We start from the raw sequence: 22,254 nt of genomic DNA, 5'->3' as shown, positions 1-22,254 counted from the left end.
CGCCGAGCGAGCCCCGCCCCGGCTCTACGGCTCTACGGCTCTCCGGCCGGGGCCCGCTCGGCGCCGTGCCGTCAGGAGCTGCCCGAGGCCGTGGCCGTCAGGAGCTGCCCGTCGCCGCGAACGGGACCTGGGCGGTGGGCTGTTCGGGGGCGGCGGGCTGGAAGGGGTGGGACCACAGGCCCTGCGAGCGCAGCAGGGGCAGGACGCCCTCGCCGAACCAGTACGCCTCCTCCAGATGCGGATAGCCGGACAGGATGAACTCGTCGATGCCGAGGCGGTGGTATTCGGCGATCCGCTCGGCGACCTCGGCATGGCTGCCCACCAGGGCGGTGCCCGCGCCGCCGCGGACCAGGCCGATACCGGCCCAGAGGTTGGGGTGGATCTCGAGGTTGTCCAGGCTGCCGCCGTGCAGGGCGAGCATCCGTTGCTGGCCCTCGGATTCGCTGCGGCCGAGGCCGGTCTGGATGGAGCGCACGGTCTCCGGGTCGAAGCCGTCGAGCAGTCGGCGCGCCTCGGCCCAAGCCTCGTCGGAGGTGTCGCGGGTGATGACGTGCAGCCGGATGCCGAAGCGGAGCGTACGGCCCCGCTCGGCGGCCAGGGAGCGGATCCAGGCGATCTTCCGGGCGACCTGGGCGGGGGGTTCGCCCCAGGTGAGATAGACATCGGCGTGGCGGGCGGCGACCTGTCCCGCGGCGGGGGAGGAGCCGCCGAAGTAGACGTCGGGGACCGGGTCGGGGAGCCGGGCCAGCTTGGCGCCCTCGACCCGGAGGTGCTCGCCGTCGAGGTCCACGGTCTTGCCGTCCCACAGGTCGCGGACGATGCCCAGGAACTCGCCGGTGCGGGCGTAGCGGGCGTCCTTGTCCAGGAAGTCGCCGTAGGCGCGCTGCTCATGGCTCTCCCCGCCGGTGACCACGTTGAGCATCAGCCGCCCGCCGGTCTGCCGCTGGTAGGTGGAGGCCATCTGGGCGCCGAGGGTGGGCGAGAGGAAGCCGGGGCGGAAGGCGACCAGGAACTTCAGCCGTTCGGTGTGCCTGCTGACCATCGCCGTGGTCAGCCAGGCGTCCTCGCACCAGGCGCCGGTCGGGGTGAGCGCGCCCACGAAGCCGAGCTGTTCCGCGGCGCGGGCGATCTGGCTGAGATAGCCGACGGACGGCGGGCGGTCACCTCCGGCCGAGGTCACGGGTGTGCCATGGCCACCGCCGACGACATGGCGGCTGTCGCCGTTGGTGGGCAGGAACCAGTGGAAGGTGAGGGACATGGTGTGACTCCGTTCAGCGGGAGCGGGGGCTAAAGGAGGCCGTGGCGGGGTGGTTTCGTGCCGTTCAGCACATAGCGGCCGATGTGCTGGACCTTCCAGCGGGCCGGGTCGTGCAGAGTGTGCGTACGGGCGTCCCGCCAGTGGCGGTGCAGGCCCAGGGAGTCCAGGGCCGAGCGGGTGCCGGAGACCTCGAAGAGCGAACTGCCCGTCTCCACGGCCGCGTTCGCTGCCGCCACCTTCGCCGCGGCCACCGCGATCGACGCCTCGGCGGCGGTGTCGTCGTCGAGTTGGCCGCGGGCGGTGTCCACGGACCGGGCGGCGGCGGACAGCAGCGCCTCGGCACCCCGGACCTGGAGGGCCAGTTCGCCGAAGCGCTGGATCAGCAGCGGATCCTCGGCGGCGGTCTCGAAGCCGCTCTCGAACCAGGGGCGGCTCTTGGCGCGGACGAAGGCCACCGCCTCCGCCAGCGCCCCCGAGGCGATCCCCGCGTCGATGGCCGCGTGCAGCAGCTGCGCGATGGCGCCGTGCAGTTGGGGACCGCGAAAGGTGAGGTGGTGCGGTACGACCCGGTCGGCCGGTACGGGCACGGCGTCCAGCTTTACGGTGCCGCTCGCGGTCGTCCGCTGGCCCATGCCGTCCCAGTCGTCCTCGACGGTCAGACCGGGCGCGTCCCGTGGCACATAGGCCACATGGAGATCGTCGTTCTCCGCACGGGCCAGCACCGGGATCCAGTCGGCGAACAGCGCACCGGTGGAGTAGTGCTTGACACCGGTCAGGGTGTACGAGCCGGCGGCGGCCGGGGTCAGGCGGGTGCGGATGTCCTGGATGTGTTTGGTGCCCGCCTCCGACTGGGCGTTGCCGAACCGCTTCCCCGCCAGCACCTCGCCGAAGAAGAACGCCTGCTGAGCCTGTGTGCCCTGATGGCGCAGCACATTGATGTAGACGAAGTGGCTCTGCGGGATCTGGGCGAGGCTGGCGTCGGCGGCGGCGAGCAGCCGGAACACCTCGGCGAGGGTCACCGCGGACACATCCGCGCCGCCGTACCCGGCCGGTACGGTGATCGCCGGCAGCCCGGACGCGGACAGCCGGTCCAGCTCGGCACGCGGCAGCCTGCGCCGCGCATCGCGCTCGGCCGCGCCGGTACGGAACTCCTCGGCCAGCGCCGCGGCCACCTTCAGCGCCTCGGTGTCATCGGCGATGACATGCGCGGGCCCGGGCGGGGACGACACGGTCAGCTCGCCGCGGCCAGCACGGTGGGGTGCCCGAGCGCCGCCGAGAACTGGTCGACGACCTGCTCAAGCGCCTCGGCGGCCCCGGCCGCCACGCTCACCCCGCCGTCCGGCTCCACCGTGATGTCCTTGTCCAGGGTGAACCAGCCCTGGACGATATGGGCCGCGCCCATGGAGGACAGCACCGGCCGCAGCGCGTAGTCGATGGCCAGGACATGGGCGGTGGTGCCACCGGTGGCCAGCGGCAGCACGGTCTTGCCCGCGAGCGCGTACTGCGGCAGCAGATCCAGCAGGGACTTCAGCAGCCCGGAGTAGGCGGCCTTGTAGACCGGCGTCCCCACGACGAGCCCGTCCGCCTGCTCGACCAGCGCCTTGGCCCGGACGATCGCCGGATGCGAGAAGTCCGCGCCGAGCAGCGCGGCGGGCGGAAGGGTACGCACGTCGAGCGGGATCACCTGATGGCCCTGGGCGGTCAGCCGGGCGTCCAGATGGCGCAGCAGCCGGGCGGTGCGGGAAGTGGCGGAGGGTGAGCCGGAGAGGGACAGAACGGTGGCCATGAGCAACCCTTCGTGATGCGTTCGGGGCGGGATCGGGAGCCGGTGGGAAGGGCGGAGATCAGGTGGGAGGGCGGAGATCAGGACGGCGCGAAGCCGTTGTGCCCGGCGAGCGGGGCCAGGCCGGGAACTCCCGTTGGAGCGAATACGGGCATGGGGAGTCGGCGCCCCGGCGTCGAAGGGAATTCATCGCGGACGGGGCGGGGAAAGACCGGGAGCGCGAATGGGCGCGAAAGGCGGGGAGCGCGGCCGCATTTCCTCGGGGGAGGGCGGCGGCTAAAAGCCTTTCCCGATCATGGGAGGCCGTGGAGAGCGAAGCGGAGGCGATCCCTCAGGGCTCGCTCGGACCCGGCGGCGGGTCAGACAGGACAGCAACAGAACGCGCTGGAAACACGCGCGAGGTCGACGTGGCGTCGCCGCGTGAGGTCCTGTCGCTTCATGTCACCGATCCAACCAGGGGGAAGTCCTGCCGGTCAAGAAGGCCCGGGGTCCATTCCATATCCCGGACGCGGGGGCCGGGCCGCGGAATTCCACGGTGCCCGCTTCGAGATTACCCGGGACACGGCCCGGGGAGTGAGTCGGTATTCATGAGACCGTGATAGGGAACCCCTTGAAGCGGGCCCACCGGACGGGCATCGTGCGGCGTGTGCGAATTGAGCAGCTTGAATACATCGCCGCGGTCACCCGCCTCGGCTCGCTCCGCCGCGCCGCCGAGGAACTGCATCTGTCCCAGCCGGCGCTCAGCGAGACCGTGCGCAACCTGGAACGCGAACTCGGCGTGGATCTGCTGGAGCGCAAGCGCTCCGGCGCGACGATCAGCGCGGAGGGACGGGAGTTGCTGCCGCATATCGTCAGCGTCATCGAGGCGGTCGACCGGCTGCGTGGCGCCGCCGGTGACCAGCACCGGGTCAGCCGGATGATCCGGCTGGGCACGGTCAACACCGCGACGGTCCCGCTGCTGATCCCGGCCCTCCGGGAGTTCCGCGCGACCCATCCGGTGACCCAGGTCGAGGTGGTGGGCGCACAGCAGACCGAGATCCGCCGGGCCCTGCTGGAGGGGAGTTTCGACCTGGGCCTGGTCAACTACCTCCGGGGGGACGACGTTCCGCCCGACCTGGAGACCACCGAGCTGCTGCGCGGCCGCCCGGTGGTCTGTCTGCGCCCGGACAGCCCGCTGGCCGCCCGGCCGACGGTGAGCGCGGCGGACCTGCTGGACGGGCGGGAGCCGCTGATCGTGATGCGCTCCGGCTATCTCATGCACCGCTTCATCCACCGGCTGCTGGCCGGACGCGCCCCGTCCTTCTCGTACTCCACCGACGGGGCCGAGATGGGCAAGCTGATGGTGGCCGAGGGGCTCGGGGTCACCGTGCTCCCCGACTTCAGCGTCATCGGCGACCCGCTGGAGCGCGGTGGCGCGATCACCCACCGGCCGCTCGCCGACGGCGAGGCCACCGACGTGCTGCTGGTGATCCAGCGCCGCCGCTCGGGCTCCGTCCCGCGCGCCGTACGCGATCTGCATGAACTCTTCGTACGGCGTGCGGGCACCCGGTATGCCTGAGCGCTCCGCTGAGAACTTCCTGGGCTAGAGCTCCCTGAGCGCGGGCAGCAGCTGCTTCTCGGCCCAGTCCAGGAACGGCCGCTGATGGTCGCCGCCGATCTGGACGAGGGCGACGTCCGTGAAGCCCGCGTCGACGAAGGGCCGGATCAGTTCGGTGAACTCCTCGACGTCATCGCCGCACGGAATGGACGCGGCCACGTCCTCGGGCCGGACGAACTGGGTGGAGCCCGCGAACGAGGCGGGCCCCGGCAGCTCCGAGTTGACCTTCCAGCCGCTCCCGAACCAGCGGAACTGGTCATGGGCGCGGGCGATCGCCGCGTCCCGGTCCGGGTCGTAGGAGACCGGGATCTGGCCGATCCTGGGCTTCCCGGCGCCGCCGTCGCGCTCGAAGTCCGCCACCAGCTCGGACTTGGGCTCCACGGCGATCAGCATGTCGGCCAGCCGCCCGGCCAGCCCGCAGGACCGCGGCCCGGAGACGGCCACCCCGATGGGCGGCGGCTGGTCCGGCAGATCCCACAGCTTCGCCGAGTCGACGTCGTAGTGGGTGCCGCGGTGGGTGAGATAGCCGCCGTCGAACAGCGCCCGGATGATCTCGATCGCCTCTTCCAGCATCTCGTGCCGCACATCGGCCGACGGCCAGCCCTGCCCGACCACATGCTCGTTGAGGTTCTCCCCGGCCCCGAGCCCCAGCCGGAACCGTCCCTCGGACAGCAGCTGGAGCGTCGCCGCCTTCTGTGCCACCACCGCCGGGTGATAGCGCACGGTGGGGCAGGTGACATACGTGGTCAGCGGGATCGAGGAGGTGGCCTGCGCGGCGGCGCCCAGCACGCTCCAGGCGTACGGGGCGTGCCCCTGGGAGTCCAGCCACGGGAAGTAGTGGTCGGAGGTCACCGAGAAGTCGAACCCGATCTGCTCGGCCCGGACCACGTCATCGACGAGCTGACGTGGTCCGGCCTGCTCGGTCATCATCGTGTATCCCCATCGAACCATGGCTCCCGAGTACCGCTCCCCGCGCCGTCCAAACGGCACGAACGGCTGGTCACCGTGGGTCGTGTCGGCTCACATGCGGTAGACGCGGCACGGTGGTCACTCCCCTTGGCGCTCTGCTTGGTGCTCCGTTCCGCCTGATCAGGTTTGCTTGATCACGTCCGTTTGATCAGGTCCGCTTGATCAGGTCCGTTTGATCAGGTCCGCGCACTTCTCGCCGATCATCATCGTCGTGACGCACGGATCGACGGCGATGAGGTACGGCATCGCCGAGCCGTCCGCGACCCGCAGCCCCGTCACGCCCTTGACCCTCAGCCGCGGATCGAGCGGGGCGTCCGGGTCGTCGGGCGCGCCCATCCGCACGGTGCACGCCGGGTGGTAGGCGGTGTTGTGGGTCTGGCGGACGTAGGCGGCCAGTTCGGCGGTGCTGTGCACATCGGGCCCGGGGGCCAGTTCGGCGCCCGCCCACATGGCCAGCGCGGGCCGGGCGGCGATCTTGCGGGCGAGCAGCAGACCGCGGGTCATGATGTCCATGTCGTACGGGTCGGTGAAGTAGCGGGGGTCCACATGCGGCTTGTCGCGGAAGTCGCGGCTGGCCAGCCGGACGGTGCCCCGGGAGCGGGCGCGGGTGACGTTCGGGGTGAGGCAGAAGGCGTTCTCCGAGGTGGGGTAGCCACGGCGGTAGGTGTTCAGGTCGAAGGGCGTCGCGCCGTAGTGGAACATCAGGTCCGGGCGGTCCAGATCGGGTTCGGTGTCGGCGAAGATGCCGATCTCCCACCACTGGGTGGAGGTGTTGATCATGGGTTGTTCGGCGTTCCACATGATGACGCCCTCGGGGTGGTCCCGGAGGTTGCCACCGACTCCGGGGGAGTCCACGACCACGTCCACCCCCGTCTCCCGCAGATGTCCGGCCGGGCCGATACCGGAGAGCATCAGCAGCTTCGGGGTGTCGATGGCGCCGCAGCAGACGATGACCTCGCGCCGGGCGTGCACCCTCAGGGTGTGGATCAGATCGGGGGAGAGGTAGTCGACCGCGATACAGCGCCGGTCCTCGTCCAGCACCAGCCGTTTGGCCCGGAGCCCGGTGCGCACCTCCAGATGGGGCCGGGAGTCCATGACGGGGTGGAGATAGGCCACCGAGGCGGAGCAGCGGGTGCCGTCCTCGCGGGCGTTGATCTGGAACCAGTTGGCGCCGCGCACCACCGTCGTCCCGGTGTTGAACGGGGTGATCGGGATGCCCGCCTCCGCGCAGGCCGCCAGCACCGCCCGGCCGCACGGGTCCTCGGGCGGCACGGTGCGGATGCGGACCGGGCCGTCGCGGCCGTGGTGGTCGCCGGGCGCGTCGTTGTCCTCCAGGCGCCGGAAGAGCGGGAAGCAGTCGGCGGCCGACCAGCCGTCCAGGCCGTTGGCGGCCCATTCGTCGAGGTCCTCGGCGGGGGCCCAGAAGGCGATGCAGGAGTTGTGCGAGGAGCAGCCGCCGAGCACCTTGGCGCGGGCGTGGCGCAGAAAGCTGTTGCCCTTCTGCTGCGGCCGCACCGGGTAGTCCCAGTCGTAGCCGGAGCCCAGCAGCCCCATCCAGCGGTTCAGCCGCAGGATGTTGTCGTCCCCGCGGTCCGACGGGCCCGCCTCCAGCAGGCATACGCTCACCGAGGGGTCCTCGGACAGCCGGGCGGCGACCACCGATCCGGCCGTACCGCCGCCGACCACCACGTAGTCGAACTGGTCCACGGGCCTCTCCTCACGGGGCGGTGGCGGCCGCGTGTTCGGCGAGCACCCCCGTACGGGTCCGCTGGACGAACCGGCGATCCGGCGGCGGTCCGGCCGGCCCGGTCGCCGTCAATCGAACCACCGCTGGGCACGGGGTGCGGTGTTGCGCCAGATGTGCTTGAGCTCCTGGTACTCGCGCAGCCCGGACGGGCCCAGCTCACGGCCGATACCGGACTGCTTCATCCCGCCCCACTCGGCCTGCGGGACATACGGATGGAAGTCGTTGATCCACACCGTGCCGACCCGCAGCCGGGACGCCACCCGGTGCGCCTTCTCCGCGTCCTGCGTCCACACCGCGCCCGCCAGCCCGTACATCGTGTCGTTGGCGAGCGCCACCGCCTCGTCCTCGTCCCGGAACCGCTCCACGGTGAGCACCGGACCGAAGGACTCCTCCTGCACCACGGACATGTCCGGCGTGCAGTCGTCCAGCACGGTCGGCAGGTAGTAGTGGCCTTTCTCCAGATCCGGATCGTCGGGCACGGTCCCGCCGCAGCGCAGCACCGCGCCCTCGTCGATCCCGGCCGCCACATAGTCGGCGATCTTCTGGCGGTGCTGGGCGGAGATCAGCGGACCGGCGCGGGCGTTCTCGTCGAACGGCCCGCCCAGCCGGATGTTCCGGGCGCGGTGGACGATCTCGTCCACGAACGCGTCATGCAGCTGCTCCTGCACCAGCAGCCGGGCACCGGCCGAGCAGACCTGCCCGGAGTGCAGGAAGACGGCCGTGAGCGCGTAGTCGACCGCGGTGTCGAAGTCGCAGTCGGTGAAGACGATATTGGGGTTCTTGCCGCCCAGTTCCAGGGCGAGCTTCTTCACCGTGGGCGCCACGGCCGCCATGATCCAGCGTCCGGTGACCACCCCGCCGGTGAACGACACCATGTCCACCCGTTCGTCCGTGACCAGCGGCGCGCCCGCGGTGGCCCCCGAGCCCAGGATCAGATTGGCGGCGCCGCCCGGCAGCCCGGCCTCCGTTAGCAGCCGCATCAGATGGATCGCGGTGTGCGGGGTCAGCTCGCTGGGCTTGAGGACGAAGGTGTTCCCGGCCGCCAGCGCGGGCGCCACCTTCCAGGCCGTCTGGAGCAGCGGATAGTTCCACGGCGTGATCAGCGCACACACCCCGACCGGCTCGTGCACCACCCTGCTGTCGATCTCCGGGCTGCCCACCTCCACCACACGGCCGGCGCCCGCGGCGGAGACGAGGTTGCCGAAGTGGCGGAAGCAGTTCGCGATGTCATCGAGGTCGTACTCGCTCTCGACCAGCCGCTTCCCGGTGTCCAGGGACTCGGCGCGGGCGAGCGCGGGCTTCTCGCGCTCCAGCAGATCGGCCACCCGCAGCAGCAGCCCGCCCCGGTCGGCGGCCGGGGTGCCGGGCCACGATCCGCGGTCGAAGGCGTCCCGGGCGGCCGCCACCGCGGCGGCGGCGTCCTTGGGCCCCGCCTCGGCGACCACGGCCACCAGCGAGCCGTCCGCCGGGCAGTGGATCTCGCGGCTGTGCCCGTCGAGAGCGGTCGTCCAGTGGCCGCCGATGAACAGCTCCGGCATGGGTTCCTCCGGGCTAGGACGACGGGGCCGGTCCCGAGGTGGATCCGTCGACGCACCCGGCCGGCCCACACAACCGAGCCTAAGCGGCGCCGGTCACCCGCGCACGGCGTACGGAGGCCGCGGGCACGGCGGGGAGGCGAGCGGGCGCGCGGGGGCGCGGGGGCCCCGGCGAGCCCGGCCGGGGCGCCCCGGGGCGCCGGGGCCGTCGTGGGGGTGCGGCTGGGCGGGTCGCGGGTCGCTGTGGTTGTTGTGCGCATCGTGGGCCGGACGCGGGGCGCGGGGCGCGGGGGCGGGATGTGAGCGGGTGCGGCCGGGGGCGAGGCGCCGGGGCGATGGATGTCCCGGGGAACGATCTCCGGGCGGGACGTGTGACCGCACGCGTGGGCGGCACAATCCCTGGCATGGTCAACGCGTCCGAAGCCCATCGCGGCCCCGAACCCCACCGCGGCTCTGAACCGCAACGGGTCCCCGAGCCCCACGGCGGCCCCGAACCGCAGCGGGCCCCCGAATCCCATCGCGGCCCCGAATCCCATCGCGGCCCCGAGCCCCACCGTGGCCCCGAACCGCATCGCGGCCCCGAACCGCACCGCGGCCCCGAGCCCCGCCGCGCTTCCGAAGCCCAGTACGCTCCCGAACCCCAGTACGCCCCCGAACCCCGGCGCGCACTTGCCGATGAACTGCTCGCCGCACTCGATCCGTTGCCCTTTCCGCGGCGGATGCGGGAGCTGGCCGGGCGGGCGCGGGCGGCCAGTGCCGAGGGGCGGCTGGGTGCGCTGATCGAGGAGTTGGAGCGGCGCGGGACGTACGAGCGGCGGCTGGCGGCCGTGGCCGCGGCCGCCGGAGGGCGCACCGGCCATCTCGCGGCGCGCCTGGCCGACCCGGACCCCGTGGTGCGGCACCGCGCCCTCGACACCGCCCGCCGCGGCGGCCCCGGCGCGATCGCGGACGACGCGCTGGCGGCGGCCTTCGAGGACGCGCCCGCCGCCGTACGGCGCGAACTCGCGCGCACCGTCGTGGCCGGGCGGCGCACCGCCCTCGCGGACCGGCTGATCGAGCCGTACCGGGAGCGCTGGGGCGACGGCGAGGCCGCCCGGCTGCTCCCCGGCTGCGGGCCGGAGACCGTGGCGCGGCTGCTGCCCGGACTCTTCCACGCCGTCCGCGGCTGGCGGCCCCTCGTCGCCCGCCATCCCCTCGCCGTCCTGGACGAGGCCGCGCGCCAGCTCAGCGCGCTGCCCGCACCGCTGCGCACCGACTGGTGGACCCGCTACGCACCCTGTGTCGCGCTCGCCGCGCCCGCCGAGCCCGAGCGGGTGCTGGAGCTGCTCGAGGACCACTGCGACGGCCCGCTGCCCGCCTCCGTACGGGCCCGGCTGCCGGTGCTGGTGACCGCCGAGCCGGGCCGTACGCTACGGCTGCTGATCGCCCCCGAGCACAGCGGCACCCGGCGCCGGCTGGACCGGGCCGTGCTGCGCCGGATCGTCCGCGCCGACCCGCCCGAGCTCGCCGAACTGGGCCGCGCCCTGCGACATGACGCCGACGGCCTCGCCCGGCTGCTGGCCGCGCTGCCGCCCGCCCGCCGCTCCGCGCTCCACGACGCGGCCACCGACGGAGTCGACCCCGCGCACGCCGTCGTGGAACCCGCCGTACTCGAGGTTCTGCCGCGCTCCCCCCGCCAGGCGGAGGCCCGCCGGATGGCCGCTCGGGCGCGCGAGCGCGGCGCGCCCTGGACCACCGTGCTGGAGTCGGTGGCCCATCTGCCGTTCGAGGAGGCGCGCGAGGAGCTGGTGGCCGCCGTGCGCCGCCCCTCGGCCGAGGACCGCGCCCTGGCCTATCCGCTGCTGGTCCGCTGCGTCGCCCGTTCCGGTGACCCCGGCGCCCTCACCACCCTGCTCGACCTGCTGGAACGGCTGCGCAACGAGCAGGACCCGGTGCGCTCCGCGGCGCTCGGCGCGCTCGCCCGCACCCACCCCGCGCTGTTCACCGACGACGCCGCCGAACACCTGGACCGCATCGCCGCCGACGCGATCTCCGCCCGCGACTCCTCCTCCGCCACCCGCCAGGCGCTGCGCCACCTCGCCGTGGCGCTGCTGCGCGAACACGCCGTCACCGGGCGGCGGCAGCTGCTGGGCTGGGCGCTGCGCACCCTCACCCGGCTCGCGGGCAGCGTCGGCGCCACCGACCTGGGCCGCCTCGACCACCGGCTGCGGCACGGCCAGGAGCGGGCGGTGTGCGAGGCGCTGCGGCCCTGGCTGGAGGCGGGGGCCGAACGGGTCGACCACGAGCTGACGTTCGCCCTCGCCCGCTCCCTCGGCCGCCGCGCCCACGCCCTGCCCGAAGTGCAGGAACTCCTGTGGCAGGCCATCTCGTTCGGCAGCGACGCCACGGTGCGCACCGCCATCGGGCTGTGGCTGGAACCACCGGCGGAGCGGGACGCCCGGGTGGCCGAACTGCTCACGCACGAGCCCTCCGCGGCCGTACTGCCGCCCGTCCTGGCCGTGCTGACCCGCAGGCGAACCGATCTGCTCGACCTCGTACTCGGCGACACCCCGCCGTACGGGCGCTTCCTCGCCCACGGCACCCACTGGGCCCCGCCCACCGGCCGGGACACCGGACGCTGGCTGCCCCGCCAGCAGACCGCCGCCGCCCGCGTCCTGGACCGGGCCGCCGCCGACACCTCCCTGCGGCCGGACCAGCGGGCGGATGCCGTCGCCGACGCCGCGTCGATCCCCGGCACCGGCGCGGCCACCGTCCGGACCTGGGCCGCCGCCGCGGACGGGGCCCTGACCGGGCCGGCGGACGTGGTCCTGGCCGAGAGCGCGCTCGCCGCACTCGCCCACACCGACCGCCCCGGGGACGCCCTGCCCGTCCTGCTCGCCCACGCGGGCGGCGACCGGGCCCGGGTGGCGGTGTACGCGGCCACCCGGGCGTCCCGGTACGTCGAGCCGTCCCGGCTGGCGCCGCTGGTGCGCGGGGTGCTCGCGCCGGACGGGGTGGCCACGGCCGTACCGCCCGTCCCCGCGAAGGTCACCAGCCGTAAGGAGGCCGCCCGGCTCGCCGCCACTCTCCTCCCGGCCGCCGACGCCGCCGCGCTGCTCGCCGACGCCTTCGAACAGCCCGGCCAGCACCCCGATGTGCAGGCCGCCTGCGTCGCCTTCGCCACCGGGCTGCTCGACGCCAAACGCGCCTGGGAACTGCTGACCGCCGCCGCGAGCGGACGGCGCGAGTTGCGCCGCGCCGTGCTGCGCACCCGCCCGCTGGACCTCCCCGAGGCGCATCGCGCCCGCTACGCCCAGCTCATACGCGTCGTGTGCGACACCGACGACCCCGAGGTGGCGGCGGACGGCTACGGCGCGCTGGCCGGGTGGTCGCCATGGGCGCCGGACGCGGCGGCCGTGCTGGTCGCCGCCGTCACCGACCTGGCCAACCGGGCCAGTTGGCGGGCCGCCGCGGACGCCCTGCTGGACCTGATGGCCGCGGCCGCCGAGGGCTCGACCGGCGACAACCCGCTGGCCTGGGCGCTCGCCGCGCTCGCCACCGCCGACGCCCGGCCCGGCGGCCCCGACGCCGAACCGGACCGGGACCGTCCCGCCCACCGCCGTATCCAGCACCTCGCCGACCGGCTCGCCACCCGGGCCCGGATGCGGCCCCGCGTGACCCGGCGCACCGCACGGGCCGCAGGTGAACTCCTCGCCGGATACGAGACGTTCATCCAGGAGGCCGCCCATGTGCTGGTGAACGCGCTCGACCTGGACGCCCGCCCCGGCCCGCTGTCCGCCGGGCTCGCCCGCCTCGCCCGGCTGCACACCACCCGCCCCGCGCTCGCCGTCCGTACCGCCGACACCCTGCGCCGGCGGCTGAACACCGCGTCACGGCCGGGCTCCGACGCGGCCATGCTGCGCGCCGCGGGAGACCTCGACGAGGACGGCGGCCACGCCTCCGGGCTGTTCGCCGCGACCCTCACCGAAGTGGGCGGGGCGCGTACGGAATGGGCGGAGCCCTGGCGGGATCGGCTGCGCACCCTGCGCGCCCATCCGCACGCGGATGTGCGGGACGCGGCGCTGCGGCTGACGACGGTGGTGGAGTGAGCGGCCGGCTCACCGCCTCCGGGTGCTCAGTCGCTCTTGTACCAGGCGCCGTCGGCGTAGTCGTACGCGTACTGCGGGCGCCCCTTGATGCTGCTGGTGCGGAACGGCGAGCCATGGTCGTCGATCCGCAGCGTCCCCGAGCTGCCGCCGCTCGTCCAGTCCAGCTCCAGGTACCAGCTACAGTCACAGCCCGCCGTCCGGGCGTTGACCAGCAGCACCTCAGGATCCGAGGCCGAGACGCGATAGGGGAAGCTGACGGCGGGGATCGGCTTGCCCGCGTCATTGCCGTCGGTGGGGCGGGCCAGCGGACGGGAGGCGTCCAGGTTCACCGAGAAGGCGCGCGGGGTGAGGGAGCCCCCACAGCCGTTGTCCATGGCGAACGACGACCACGCGAGCGGGGTACGGCGGCCCACGACCCGTACGTGCAGGGCCTGGAGCACCACGGCGGACGAGGCGCGGCCCTGCACCGTGACCTCCACGTTGGTGGTCCCGCCGTGTACGGCGCCATGCGCGGCGGCCCACGTCGGGGCGTCCTGCTCGGTGGGCGGCGGGGCCACCTCGGACGGGGGCCGGTCGATGACATAGCGGTGGCCGCAGCCGTTCTCCCAGACATGGGAACGGGTGGAGAGGGTCAGCGGGGCCCGGGTGGAGCCGCCGTGGTCCGGCCCCTTGGTGGCGCCGGGCGTGGGCGAGCCGGAGGCGGCCCCCTTGGCTTTCCGCTCCTTGTCGCGTTCGCCCTTGCCGTCACCGCGCGGTGCGCCGGACGCGTCGTCGCCGTCCGTCTTCTGACGGTCCAGATGCCCTCGGGCGGTCGGTCCGGCGGATGGTGTGGAGGACGGGGCGGTGGAGGGAGGCGTGGCCGCGGTGTCCTTCCGGCCGTCCTCGCCGGGCGGTCGTACCTCGACCGCGGTGACGGCGAGCACGACGACGGCGGCGGCCCCTGCCAGTAACGCCCACGGCCGCCGTCCGCGTGACCCGGCGGCGCTGTCCCCGCCGCTGCCCGACACCGCCCGCAACCGCCGCCGCCTGGCGGCCGTGTCGGGGGGTGCGGTGGGCGGTTGGGCCTGCCTGGGGGTGGGTGGTTGGGCCTGCCCGGGGGCCGACGCGGACGGGGTCCGGCCGACGTCGGGCCGTTCGGTGGCGTCCGCGCCCGGGTGCGGGTTTCCGTCCCGCTGTGCGGCCCCGCGCCGGCGCGCGGTGTCATGGCCGTGCGCCGACTGGTCCGGGCCGGTGTCGTCCGCGGTGTCGCCTTCGGCGCGGGGGCCGGTGTCGCCTGGTGAGGAGGCGGGCGTTGCGGCCGGGTGGGCGCCGGGCGGCGACGTGGCCGTCGGCGCGTCGGCCGAGGCGGCGGCGTCGTGTCGTTCATCGGCTGCCGCGCTCGGCCGGGCGTCGCGGGAGCGCCCATCCGCCTGCTGTGGCCCGGCGCTGTCTCCGGCCGGGCCGGTGGCGGTGGCCGCCGTCGGGGGCGGGTCTGTGACCGGGCTCGGGCCGGATGCGGTGGCGGTGGCCGCCGTCGGGGGCGGGTCCGCCACCGGGCTCGGGCGGCCGGACGTGGTGGCGCGCTCCTGGTGGCGGTCGGCGGCGCCTGCGCGTGTGTCGGCCTCGCCCCCGCGCGAGGCCGACGGCGTGGCGCCCGGTGTGCTCTCCCGCGCGCGGCGTCTGGAGGCTTCCGCGACGATCCAGCGGCGGTGGAGGGTGACCAGTTCCTCCGGGGTGGCGCCGCACAGCCGGGCGAAGCGCTCGACGGGGGCGTAGTCCGCCGGTACCGCGTCGCCGTTGCAGTAGCGGTGCAGCGTGGACGTGCTGACGTGCATGCGTGTGGCCAGCGAACCGTAACTGCGGCCCGAGCGCTCCTTCAGAGCCCGCAGACTCTCGGCGAAGTCCTCGACCGCCCTGGCGTTCCCCACGCCACCACCCCCCCCAATATCGGCCCCGGCACCGCGACATGTCCCGTGGGCGTCCCACGCGCGCGTTCCAGGGTGTTGTCATACCCCCAAGTCAGCGTACGTGCAGGCGTTCCAGCGTCCCGGATGCCCCGCCGGTCGTAGCGGCCACGGCCAGGTGGCGCACACGCTTGTCCTGTCGTCGCGGCCTCCTGGTGCGGCGGCGACACGCTGAGATCCTGAGATCGGGAAGAGACGAGGAACCACCTCATGCGCAAGCCCTTGCACTCATTCCGCGGCGCCGCGCTCGGCGCCGTGGCCGCGGCCGCCGTCGTGGCCGTGGCCGGGATCGGGCCGGCCCAGGCCCATACACCGTCGGCGGGGGCCGGGGCGGAGGCACCGGCGGCCGTGCCCCAGCGCACCCCCGCCCACCTCGTGCCGAGGGAGCTTCCGCCGCATCCGAGTTCGGACTGGTACGCCGGTGATGTCACCCGTGGCCTGCCCGAGACCCCTCCGTTCTGCGTGGAGAAGACCCTGCCGTCGGCCGGGGCGACCCACCGCACCTTCTGGACCGAGTACGACACCGGCGCCACGCAGATCGTGGTCAGGACCGGCACGGTGGACGCGGCCCGCAAGCTCGCCGCCGCGGCCGAGAAGAAGATCCGCGCCTGCGCCGCCGACTGGCAGGGCGACTATCCGCAGGGCACCGCCTCTTGGCGGGACTACGGCGCGCTGACGGCCGAGGACGGCGCCCACGTCTACGGCGTCCACACCTCGTACCCGGACTCCGAGCCCGGCATCCACCTCTTCGGGGTGGGACGCGACGGCCGGACCGTCACCGTCGTGTCGTGGGGCGAGATGGGCGGCTACGAGCAGGCGCCGTTGGCCGACTTCAAGCGGACCACCACCACCGCGGTGGTCAAGCTGTACCACCCGTGAGCGGGGGCTGACGGGGGCGGGCCCGAGGGGGACGCGGCCCGAGGGGGCCGACGGGGGACAGGGCCCGAGGGGGCCGAGGGCCGACGGGGGATACGGGGGGATGACGCGGCCCGAGGGGGCCGACGGGGGACGGGGGAGGGGACCGGTGGCGGCGACGCGTACACACGGGGGTACGCGTCGCCGCCACCTTCCCGTGTTCTGGGAGATGACGCCCCGATGGACACCCGGCCCCGGAGAGGTGATGTGTTCCGGCGGCAGCCAGCACCCGGTGCCGGAGGGTCGATCATGGGGGCGCGCGGCCGATAGGGTCGAGGTACGCCCGCCCCACCGGACGCCCGACCGTCGGAGGTTTCCCATGCCGAACGGCTCGCTCTCCCTTGCCGCCTCGCTCTACCTGCTCTCCTACGACCCCGAGACCGGCCGGCCCACCGCCGCTCACACCGCACTCCTCGTACGCGCCGCCGCCCTCACCGAGCTCGTCCAGCGGGACATGCTCACCGACGCCGACGGCTGCCCATGCCCGGTGGCCGACGCCGCCACCGGGGATCGTGCGCTCGACGGGCTGCTGGAGCTGATCGGCGAATCCCGGCCGCGCAGCTGGCAGATCTGGGTGGGGCATCAGCCGCGGCTGACCGAGCACGCGGTCCGCGACCAGATGGTGGCGGCTGGTTATCTGCGGGCGAAGGGGAAGCGGATGCTGGGGCTGTTCCCGGCCAGGGAGTACACGCTGGAACGGCCCGAGCCGGTGGTCGGGATGCGGGATGACGTGGTGCGCGTACTGCACGGCGAACAGCCGGCGGCCGAGGTCTCCGAACGGGACGCGGCGTTGGTCACCCTGGCGGCCGCGGGTGAGCTGAGGACCGTCGTGACGGCCACGGACGCCAAGGTCCGCAAGCGCCGGATCCTGGCACTGGGGGAGCGCTGCGGGGGCATGGGCCCGGTGCTGGAGAAGGTGATCGCCCAGGTGCGTACGGCGCTCGCCGCCGCCGTCGCCACGGCCATGCTGGCGGCGACCACGGCCGTGACCGCCACCTGACCCCGCACCGCGGGGGACGGGCCCAGGCGCCCGTACCGACTCAGGCGTCCCTCAGCAGCGACGCCAGCCCCTGGTCCAGGTCGAGCTCCCCGGCCTCGTTGCCCTCGGGGACGACGGCGTACGAGCGGCCGAGGAATCTGCGGAGGTCGGCGGTGTCGAACTGGACCATGGCCATGCCCTCGGGGGCGTGGAACTCCAGGACCGTCCGCCGCGATCCGCACGGCCACATCTGTACGTCCCCGCTGCCCGCCGGGCCGCGCAGCCCGGCCGCGAGCAGCTCCCGCCCGAACGTCCACTCCACCTCGGAGCCGTCGAGGGACGCGGAGGGCGGGAAGGAGACGCGGACGGCGAACGGATCGTCCCGCTCGTAGCGCAGGCAGGCCGGGATCGCGCGTGACTCGGGCGTCGACGCGATGAGCTGTGCCTGGACGGCTTGGTCGATGACAGTGGTCACGTCGGGCTCCCTTGCGATAGGTGCGGGGCGCGTCGCCCTTCGACCGTTAAGACGTTTGGGCGCTCAGGGCAGTGCACCCGCTTTCGACGTGACGTGCGTCACGACTGATTTTTCGAGGGGACATAGGGCATTTAGGCTTGCCAATCCATGCAAGGTCTCGGGGCGCCGTGCGGAGCTGTTACAGAACGTCGGTAGTGACGAGGCACCCACCCCAGGGGTTGTTCCACCATGACCGAAGGTCACGCGGCGCTCGACGCGGCCGCCTACGCGAGAATCTATGAAGCTGAATATCCGCGTTTGTGCGGATATGCCCGAACGCTCACCGGCAACCCCTGGGTTGCGGGCGATCTGGTGGCCGAGGCGCACTACAGCGTGTGGCGCCGGCTGCGCGCCGGGCACCCCCTCGGTGCCGACGCCATCCCGGACGAGCTGACGAGCGCCGTAAGGGCGCTCTCGGCCGGAGCGGGGGGCTGGGGCCCGGCGCAGCAGGCGTCGTATCTCGAACCGCTGGTGCGGGTTCTCGATGAGCTGCCGCAGCGCTGGATCAAGGTGCTGTGGCTCGCCGAGGTGGACGGGCTCCCGCCGGAGGAGGTGGCGCGGCGGGCCGGGATGACCGACGACGATGCGGCGGCCTTGGTGGAGCGCGTCCGGGAGAGCGTGCGCCAGGAGTTCCTGCGCGCCCAGCCCGGCTATCCGGCGAGCGCCGCGTGCGGTGCGCACTGGGAGCGGCTGCCCGACCATGTGCGGGGCGCGGACTCCCCGCACCAGGCCGAGGAGATCGCCGTGCACATCGACGGCTGCCGGGACTGCCGGGGCCGCATGGAGCAGCTGGTGGCGGCCGACGACCGGCTGCCCGCACTGGTCGGCCCGGCGCTGCTCGACCTGTACGACCGGGGCATGGCGCGCTTCCTGGCGCCGCTGGTGGCCGCGGGTGGGGCGGCTGCCGTGGCGGCGGCCGGAGCGGACACCATGACATCCGGCGGTGCGCATGCCGCTCCCTCGAATGGGCCGCTGGTCTCGTCCCGCCGCTCCATGCAGCACCTGGTCCGGGGACGGGTGCGCCAGGCGGGGCCGGTGGCGGTGGCGGCGGCCGCGGGTGGGGTGCTGCTGGTCGCGGGGGCGGCGGTCATGACGGGGCTGGCGCTGACGGACGGCGGCTCGGCGGAGGCGCAGCAGCCGGCGACGGCGTCGACGCCGTCCATATCGGACACCTCCGACTCTTCTTCCGCTTCTTCCGGCTCCTCGTCGGCTTCGGGTACGTCCGGGGCGTCGCGGCACTCGGACGGGCCGCGGGCGGGCGTTCCGGGGGAGGCGTCCCGGAACCGGCCGTCCACGTCGGGCGTGCCCACGGGGCACTCCCCGGCGGATGTGCCGTCCAGCGCCGTATCGCCCTCGCGGAAGGCGCCGTCGTCCTCTTCCTCCGCTTCGCCCTCGTCGCGGCCGTCTTCGCCTTCCTCGTCCGCTTCCTCCTCCGCGTCGAGCGGCCCGTCGCACCGGCCGACGGGGAAGCCGACCGGCACACCGACCGGGAATCCGACGGGCGGCGGGACGGCGGACCCGGGGGACACCCCGAGCGGGCGGCCGACGCAGCGCCCCACGGACGAGTCGACGCAGCGGCCCACGACCAAGCCGACCGACTCCGGCTCTGCCTCTGGCTCCGGTGACTCCCGGGACTGTGTCTCGCTGGTGGTGCGGCTCTGCGTGTCCCGCTAGGGCGGGCGGGGGTGCCCGCCGGGCCCTGACGCCTGCGGCGGGCTGTTCCCCTCCCCGCCCCTTCCCGAACCGGGGCTCCGCCCCGGACCCCGAGCGGGGCTCCGCCCCAGGCCCCGGGCGGGGCTTGGCCCCAGATCCCGGGCGGGGGTTCCGCCCCAGACTCTGGGCGGGGGTTCCGCCCCAGACTCTGGGCGGGGGTTCCGCCCCAGACTCTGGGCCGGGGCTTGCCTCCAGATTCTGGGCCGGGGTTTCGCCCCAGACTCCGGGCGGGGGCTTGGCCCCAGATCCCGGGTGGGGGTTTCGCCTCAGGTTCTGGGTGGGGGTTTCGTCCCAGGCCCCGGGCCGGGGCTCCGTCCCGGACCTCGGGCGGGGGTTTCGCTTCAGACTCTGGGCCGGGGCTTGCCTCCAGCCCAGGCGCGCGCCGTCGACGAGATGCGGGAGCGCGGTTTCGGCTATCGGCTGGCGCACGGTGGTCAGTGGGGGCTCGGTGTAGCCCGCGGGCTCGATGTCGTCGTAGCCGACCACCGCCACGTCCTCCGGCACCCTGGGCTTGGCCCCAGATCCCGGGCGGGGGTTTCGCCTTCGGCCCTGGGCGGGGGTTTCGCCTTCGGCTCTGGGTGGGGGCTCCCTCCCAGACCTCGGACCGGGGCTCCGTCCCGGAGCCCGGGCCGGGGCTTCGGCCCTTCCCGCCGCATGGCCATGCGGCTCCGCCGCGCGGTGGGGCTTCGCCCCAAGCCCGGGGTCCAGGGGCGGAGCCCCTGGTATCGGGAAGGGGCGGGGAGGGGGAAGCCCCCCACCAGGCGCCCCCTAGCGCGTGCGGCCACCAGGGCTCAATTACAGAACGTGTCAAGCGTGTTGCCCTCCGGAGCGTAAGCTCAAAACAAGCCAGCGGTCCCAGCCGGACAGCGGGACCAGGAGGGATGGACCAATGACGTTCCAGCCGCGCGAACTCTTCCCCGACCGCTCCGCACGCGACCTGTTCGGCGCGGAGATCCGCCGCCACCGCGAGAAGGCGGACATGTCGCTGCGGCGGCTGTCCGAGGTGCTGAACTACAGCAAGTCCCACCTCGCGCGGATCGAGGCGGCGGAGTCGCTGCCGTACGACGACCTACCGGCGAAACTGGACGCGTGCTTCGGGGCGGATGGGTTATTCGCGAGGCTGTACGCGCTGGCGAAGAACGAGCCGTTCCCGGGCAAGTACCGGCGAATGATCGAGTTGGAGAGCCAGGCGGTCATCATCGAGCAGTACGTGGGCGCCACCATGCCGGGCCTGCTTCAGACTCCGGACACGGCAGAGTGCTGGCTGCGGTGCGGCCGCCCGCACGCTCCTGACGCGGAGATCGAGGCAATGGTGAAAGCCCGCATCGACCGACAGTCGTTGCTGGACCGCCCCAAGCCGCCGCGCTGTTGGTTCATCCTCGAGGAGGCGGTACTGCGCCGTCCCGTCGGGGGTCTTCAGGTGATGCATCATCAGTTGACCTCCCTGATCGAGCGTGGTGCACAGCCGCACGTCACCCTCCAGGTGCTGCCCTTCACGGCTGGCGAGCACGCGGAGACCGGGGGTTCTCTGACTCTCTTCACGGTCCCCCATGGGGCGTTGGTGGCGTATGACGAGAGCAGCCAGTCCGGGACCATCATCGAGGACCAGGAGACTGTTGCGCGGCGCAGGGAGAACTACGATCTGCTTAGGGCCATGGCCCTCTCGCCCCGCGACTCCGAGGCGATGATCCGAGCCGTGATGAAGGACTGGAGCCCATGCCAACCACCCCGGGCCTGAGTGTTGCCACGTGGCGCAAGAGCAGTTACAGCAATCCCGACGGCGGCAACTGCGTGGAGGTCGCGGACAACCTCCCCGGTGTCATCCCCGTCCGCGATTCCAAGAACCCCGATGGCCCCGCCCTCATATTCGCTGCCGGAGCATGGGCCACGTTCATCGCAAGCCTCAAGACGGGCTGACTCATGCCAACCACCCCTGACCTGAGCGTTGCCGCGTGGCGCAAGAGCAGCTACAGCAACAACAATGGCGGCGATTGCGTCGAGGTCGCCGACAACCTCCCGGGGGTCGTCCCGGTCCGTGACTCCAAGAACCCCGACGGCCCCGCCATCCCGTTCCCCACCAAATCGTGGGCCGCGTTCATAGCCTCGCTCAAGGCGTAAGCCGGAACGGGCTCCTTACGGCCGCTGCTGGCGGTATTCGGTGAGTGCCGGGGCCGTACGGGTGGCCAGGAACTCGGTGATGGTGTATTCGCCGACGCCCGCGACGATGAAGGGGTCGCTCGCCACCATCTCCTCGATCTTCGCCCGGTCGTCGCCGAGCGCCAGGATCACCCCGCCGTCGCGGGGGTTCTTGGGGCCGGAGGCGAGGAAGGCGCCGTTCGCGAAGTGGTCGTCCACCCAGACGAGGTGTTCGGGGAGGGCGGCCTCGACGCGGTCTGCCGAGGCGGTGTACGTGATCTCCAGTACGAACATGACAGCCAGGCTAGTAACGTGAGCCACACGATGACCAGCGCTGTCGATCCACGATATGAGCTGCCCCGCGACTGGCCCTCGACCGAGGCCGAGGCGATCGGCGTCCAGGAGCGGACGCGGGCGTCCGTGGTCGTCGGCGGGGAGGTGCCCGCGCCGGGCACCGGCCCCGGCGCGGTCGTCGGGGTGGACGTGGCGTACGACGACGAGCGTGACCTGGTCGCGGCCGCCGCCGTCGCGCTGGACGCCCGCGGCCTCGACATCGTCGCGGAGGCGACCGCGGTCGGCCGGGTCACCTTCCCGTACGTCCCCGGGCTGCTGGCGTTCCGTGAGATCCCGGCCGTCCTCGACGCGCTGGGCGACCTCGACCGGCGGCTCGGCCGCCGCCCCGACCTGGTGGTGTGCGACGGCTACGGCCTCGCCCACCCCCGCCGGTTCGGGCTGGCCAGCCATCTGGGGGTGCTCACCGGGCTGCCCACCATCGGCGTCGCCAAGAACCTCTTCGGCTTCCGCCACGCCGACCCGGGGCCGCGCCGTGGCGACTGGTCGTCCCTGCTCGACGGGGACGAGGAGGTCGGCCGGGCGCTGCGCACCCGCGACGCGGTGAAGCCGCTCTTCGTCTCCGTCGGCCATCGGGTGACCATCACGGACGCCTGCGCGTACACCCTGCACCTGGCCCGCGACTTCCGGCAGCCCGAGACGACACGGCGCGCGGACGCGCTGTGCCGCCGGGCCTTGAAAGCCGCCACGCTCTGAACGCGGTGTGGTGAGTCCGGCACTCCGAAC

19 protein-coding genes and 1 pseudogene are annotated in these 22,254 nt (G+C 73.5%); 9 read left to right on the top strand and 11 right to left on the bottom strand.

The genetic code is table 11. The annotated features are described in order from the left end of the window. Positions 1-97: 97 nt before the first annotated feature. The 4 genes from AB0E24_RS09850 to AB0E24_RS09835 form a co-directional block, all read right to left on the bottom strand. Positions 98-1,258, bottom strand: coding sequence for an LLM class flavin-dependent oxidoreductase (locus AB0E24_RS09850; RefSeq protein WP_174883961.1), 1,161 nt, complete (start codon positions 1,256-1,258; stop codon positions 98-100). Between the two features lie 29 nt (positions 1,259-1,287). Continuing rightward, positions 1,288-2,487: an SfnB family sulfur acquisition oxidoreductase gene (locus tag AB0E24_RS09845; protein ID WP_359375894.1), complete on the bottom strand. Its 1,200-nt coding sequence runs from the start codon at positions 2,485-2,487 to the stop codon at positions 1,288-1,290. 2 nt (positions 2,488-2,489) lie between these two features. Beyond that, positions 2,490-3,044: an NADPH-dependent FMN reductase gene (gene ssuE / locus AB0E24_RS09840; protein WP_069872473.1), complete on the bottom strand. Its 555-nt coding sequence runs from the start codon at positions 3,042-3,044 to the stop codon at positions 2,490-2,492. Between the two features lie 356 nt (positions 3,045-3,400). Next, a complete protein-coding gene (locus AB0E24_RS09835) occupies positions 3,401-3,481 on the bottom strand; it encodes a putative leader peptide (RefSeq protein ID WP_350338121.1) in 81 nt (26 codons plus the stop codon). A 206-nt stretch (positions 3,482-3,687) separates the two neighbouring features. On the opposite strand from AB0E24_RS09835, the gene AB0E24_RS09830 reads away from it, so the two are divergent. Then, entirely contained in the window at positions 3,688-4,599 is a 912-nt protein-coding gene (locus tag AB0E24_RS09830) for a LysR family transcriptional regulator (RefSeq protein ID WP_079260744.1), read from the top strand. Between the two features lie 24 nt (positions 4,600-4,623). Here the strand turns inward: AB0E24_RS09830 and AB0E24_RS09825 are convergent, their stop codons facing one another. The 3 genes from AB0E24_RS09825 to AB0E24_RS09815 all read right to left on the bottom strand — a co-directional run bounded on the left by AB0E24_RS09825 (position 4,624) and on the right by AB0E24_RS09815 (position 8,892). Continuing rightward, positions 4,624-5,589: an LLM class F420-dependent oxidoreductase gene (locus tag AB0E24_RS09825; RefSeq protein WP_069872471.1), complete on the bottom strand. Its 966-nt coding sequence runs from the start codon at positions 5,587-5,589 to the stop codon at positions 4,624-4,626. Positions 5,590-5,769: 180 nt separating this feature from the next. Further along, complete coding sequence (locus AB0E24_RS09820) at positions 5,770-7,314, bottom strand: GMC family oxidoreductase (protein WP_359375890.1); 1,545 nt, start codon at positions 7,312-7,314, stop codon at positions 5,770-5,772. A 108-nt stretch (positions 7,315-7,422) separates the two neighbouring features. Next, positions 7,423-8,892, bottom strand: coding sequence for an aldehyde dehydrogenase family protein (locus tag AB0E24_RS09815; protein WP_232637610.1), 1,470 nt, complete (start codon positions 8,890-8,892; stop codon positions 7,423-7,425). A 401-nt stretch (positions 8,893-9,293) separates the two neighbouring features. Here AB0E24_RS09815 and AB0E24_RS09810 point away from each other — a divergent pair, with 401 nt between their 5' ends. Further along, on the top strand, positions 9,294-12,977 hold the full coding sequence (locus tag AB0E24_RS09810; RefSeq protein ID WP_359375887.1) for a hypothetical protein: 3,684 nt from the start codon (positions 9,294-9,296) through the stop codon (positions 12,975-12,977). Positions 12,978-13,003: 26 nt separating this feature from the next. Here AB0E24_RS09810 and AB0E24_RS09805 read toward each other — a convergent pair whose 3' ends face one another. Then, positions 13,004-14,884, bottom strand: coding sequence for a transcriptional regulator (locus AB0E24_RS09805; protein ID WP_359375885.1), 1,881 nt, complete (start codon positions 14,882-14,884; stop codon positions 13,004-13,006). 246 nt (positions 14,885-15,130) lie between these two features. Between AB0E24_RS09805 and AB0E24_RS09800 the strand changes: the two genes are divergently transcribed. Both AB0E24_RS09800 and AB0E24_RS09795 read left to right on the top strand, forming a co-directional pair. Further along, positions 15,131-15,799, top strand: coding sequence for a hypothetical protein (locus tag AB0E24_RS09800; RefSeq protein WP_093707667.1), 669 nt, complete (start codon positions 15,131-15,133; stop codon positions 15,797-15,799). A 355-nt stretch (positions 15,800-16,154) separates the two neighbouring features. Then, a complete protein-coding gene (locus AB0E24_RS09795; protein ID WP_359375882.1) occupies positions 16,155-16,835 on the top strand; it encodes a GOLPH3/VPS74 family protein in 681 nt (226 codons plus the stop codon). A gap of 40 nt (positions 16,836-16,875) precedes the next feature. Here AB0E24_RS09795 and ssgD read toward each other — a convergent pair whose 3' ends face one another. Continuing rightward, the gene (ssgD, locus tag AB0E24_RS09790) at positions 16,876-17,289 is read right to left on the bottom strand and encodes a spore wall synthesis regulator SsgD (protein ID WP_069872456.1); all 414 of its coding nucleotides are present in this window, start codon (positions 17,287-17,289) and stop codon (positions 16,876-16,878) included. Positions 17,290-17,517: 228 nt separating this feature from the next. Here ssgD and AB0E24_RS09785 point away from each other — a divergent pair, with 228 nt between their 5' ends. Beyond that, complete coding sequence (locus AB0E24_RS09785; protein ID WP_174883956.1) at positions 17,518-19,002, top strand: hypothetical protein; 1,485 nt, start codon at positions 17,518-17,520, stop codon at positions 19,000-19,002. Positions 19,003-19,455: 453 nt separating this feature from the next. On the opposite strand, the pseudogene AB0E24_RS09780 reads toward AB0E24_RS09785, so the two are convergent. Then, positions 19,456-19,545, bottom strand: a pseudogene (locus AB0E24_RS09780) (substrate-binding domain-containing protein); the annotation flags it as partial. Positions 19,546-19,930: 385 nt separating this feature from the next. Between AB0E24_RS09780 and AB0E24_RS09775 the strand changes: the two are divergent. From AB0E24_RS09775 to AB0E24_RS09765, 3 genes are read left to right on the top strand one after another with little or no spacing between them, the layout of a single operon-like run. Continuing rightward, the gene (locus tag AB0E24_RS09775; protein WP_079259551.1) at positions 19,931-20,779 is read left to right on the top strand and encodes a helix-turn-helix domain-containing protein; all 849 of its coding nucleotides are present in this window, start codon (positions 19,931-19,933) and stop codon (positions 20,777-20,779) included. Further along, entirely contained in the window at positions 20,758-20,958 is a 201-nt protein-coding gene (locus tag AB0E24_RS09770) for a DUF397 domain-containing protein (RefSeq protein ID WP_079259552.1), read from the top strand. The genes AB0E24_RS09775 and AB0E24_RS09770 overlap by 22 nt, the downstream gene beginning before the upstream one ends. Before the next feature lie 3 nt (positions 20,959-20,961). After that, positions 20,962-21,159, top strand: a complete 198-nt coding sequence (locus AB0E24_RS09765) for a DUF397 domain-containing protein (RefSeq protein ID WP_359375878.1) — start codon at positions 20,962-20,964, stop codon at positions 21,157-21,159. A gap of 15 nt (positions 21,160-21,174) precedes the next feature. On the opposite strand, the gene AB0E24_RS09760 is transcribed toward AB0E24_RS09765, so the two are convergent. Next, positions 21,175-21,471, bottom strand: coding sequence for a YciI family protein (locus AB0E24_RS09760; protein WP_100805711.1), 297 nt, complete (start codon positions 21,469-21,471; stop codon positions 21,175-21,177). A 30-nt stretch (positions 21,472-21,501) separates the two neighbouring features. Here AB0E24_RS09760 and AB0E24_RS09755 point away from each other — a divergent pair, with 30 nt between their 5' ends. Further along, complete coding sequence (locus tag AB0E24_RS09755; protein ID WP_359376344.1) at positions 21,502-22,224, top strand: endonuclease V; 723 nt, start codon at positions 21,502-21,504, stop codon at positions 22,222-22,224. Positions 22,225-22,254 lie beyond the last annotated feature (30 nt).

Origin of the sequence: Streptomyces malaysiensis subsp. malaysiensis, from assembly GCF_040653035.1 — a bacterium.
GTDB lineage: Bacteria > Actinomycetota > Actinomycetes > Streptomycetales > Streptomycetaceae > Streptomyces > Streptomyces malaysiensis.
The sequence above is the reverse complement of the archived record's forward strand: the minus strand, read 5'-3'. Positions and strand labels throughout refer to the sequence as shown.

Excerpts from the sequence above, each read along its gene's own strand:
- AB0E24_RS09825 (WP_069872471.1), bottom strand. The coding sequence starts at position 5,589 with ATGGTTCGATGGGGATACACGATGATGACCGAGCAGGCCGGACCACGT.
- AB0E24_RS09795 (WP_359375882.1), top strand. The coding sequence starts at position 16,155 with ATGCCGAACGGCTCGCTCTCCCTTGCCGCCTCGCTCTACCTGCTCTCC.
- ssuE (WP_069872473.1), bottom strand. The coding sequence starts at position 3,044 with ATGGCCACCGTTCTGTCCCTCTCCGGCTCACCCTCCGCCACTTCCCGC.
- AB0E24_RS09755 (WP_359376344.1), top strand. The coding sequence starts at position 21,502 with ATGACCAGCGCTGTCGATCCACGATATGAGCTGCCCCGCGACTGGCCC.
- AB0E24_RS09760 (WP_100805711.1), bottom strand. The coding sequence starts at position 21,471 with ATGTTCGTACTGGAGATCACGTACACCGCCTCGGCAGACCGCGTCGAG.
- AB0E24_RS09775 (WP_079259551.1), top strand. The coding sequence starts at position 19,931 with ATGACGTTCCAGCCGCGCGAACTCTTCCCCGACCGCTCCGCACGCGAC.
- AB0E24_RS09815 (WP_232637610.1), bottom strand. The coding sequence starts at position 8,892 with ATGCCGGAGCTGTTCATCGGCGGCCACTGGACGACCGCTCTCGACGGG.
- AB0E24_RS09785 (WP_174883956.1), top strand. The coding sequence starts at position 17,518 with ATGACCGAAGGTCACGCGGCGCTCGACGCGGCCGCCTACGCGAGAATC.
- AB0E24_RS09835 (WP_350338121.1), bottom strand. The coding sequence starts at position 3,481 with ATGAAGCGACAGGACCTCACGCGGCGACGCCACGTCGACCTCGCGCGT.
- AB0E24_RS09800 (WP_093707667.1), top strand. The coding sequence starts at position 15,131 with ATGCGCAAGCCCTTGCACTCATTCCGCGGCGCCGCGCTCGGCGCCGTG.
- AB0E24_RS09850 (WP_174883961.1), bottom strand. The coding sequence starts at position 1,258 with ATGTCCCTCACCTTCCACTGGTTCCTGCCCACCAACGGCGACAGCCGC.
- AB0E24_RS09810 (WP_359375887.1), top strand. The coding sequence starts at position 9,294 with ATGGTCAACGCGTCCGAAGCCCATCGCGGCCCCGAACCCCACCGCGGC.
- AB0E24_RS09770 (WP_079259552.1), top strand. The coding sequence starts at position 20,758 with ATGCCAACCACCCCGGGCCTGAGTGTTGCCACGTGGCGCAAGAGCAGT.
- AB0E24_RS09765 (WP_359375878.1), top strand. The coding sequence starts at position 20,962 with ATGCCAACCACCCCTGACCTGAGCGTTGCCGCGTGGCGCAAGAGCAGC.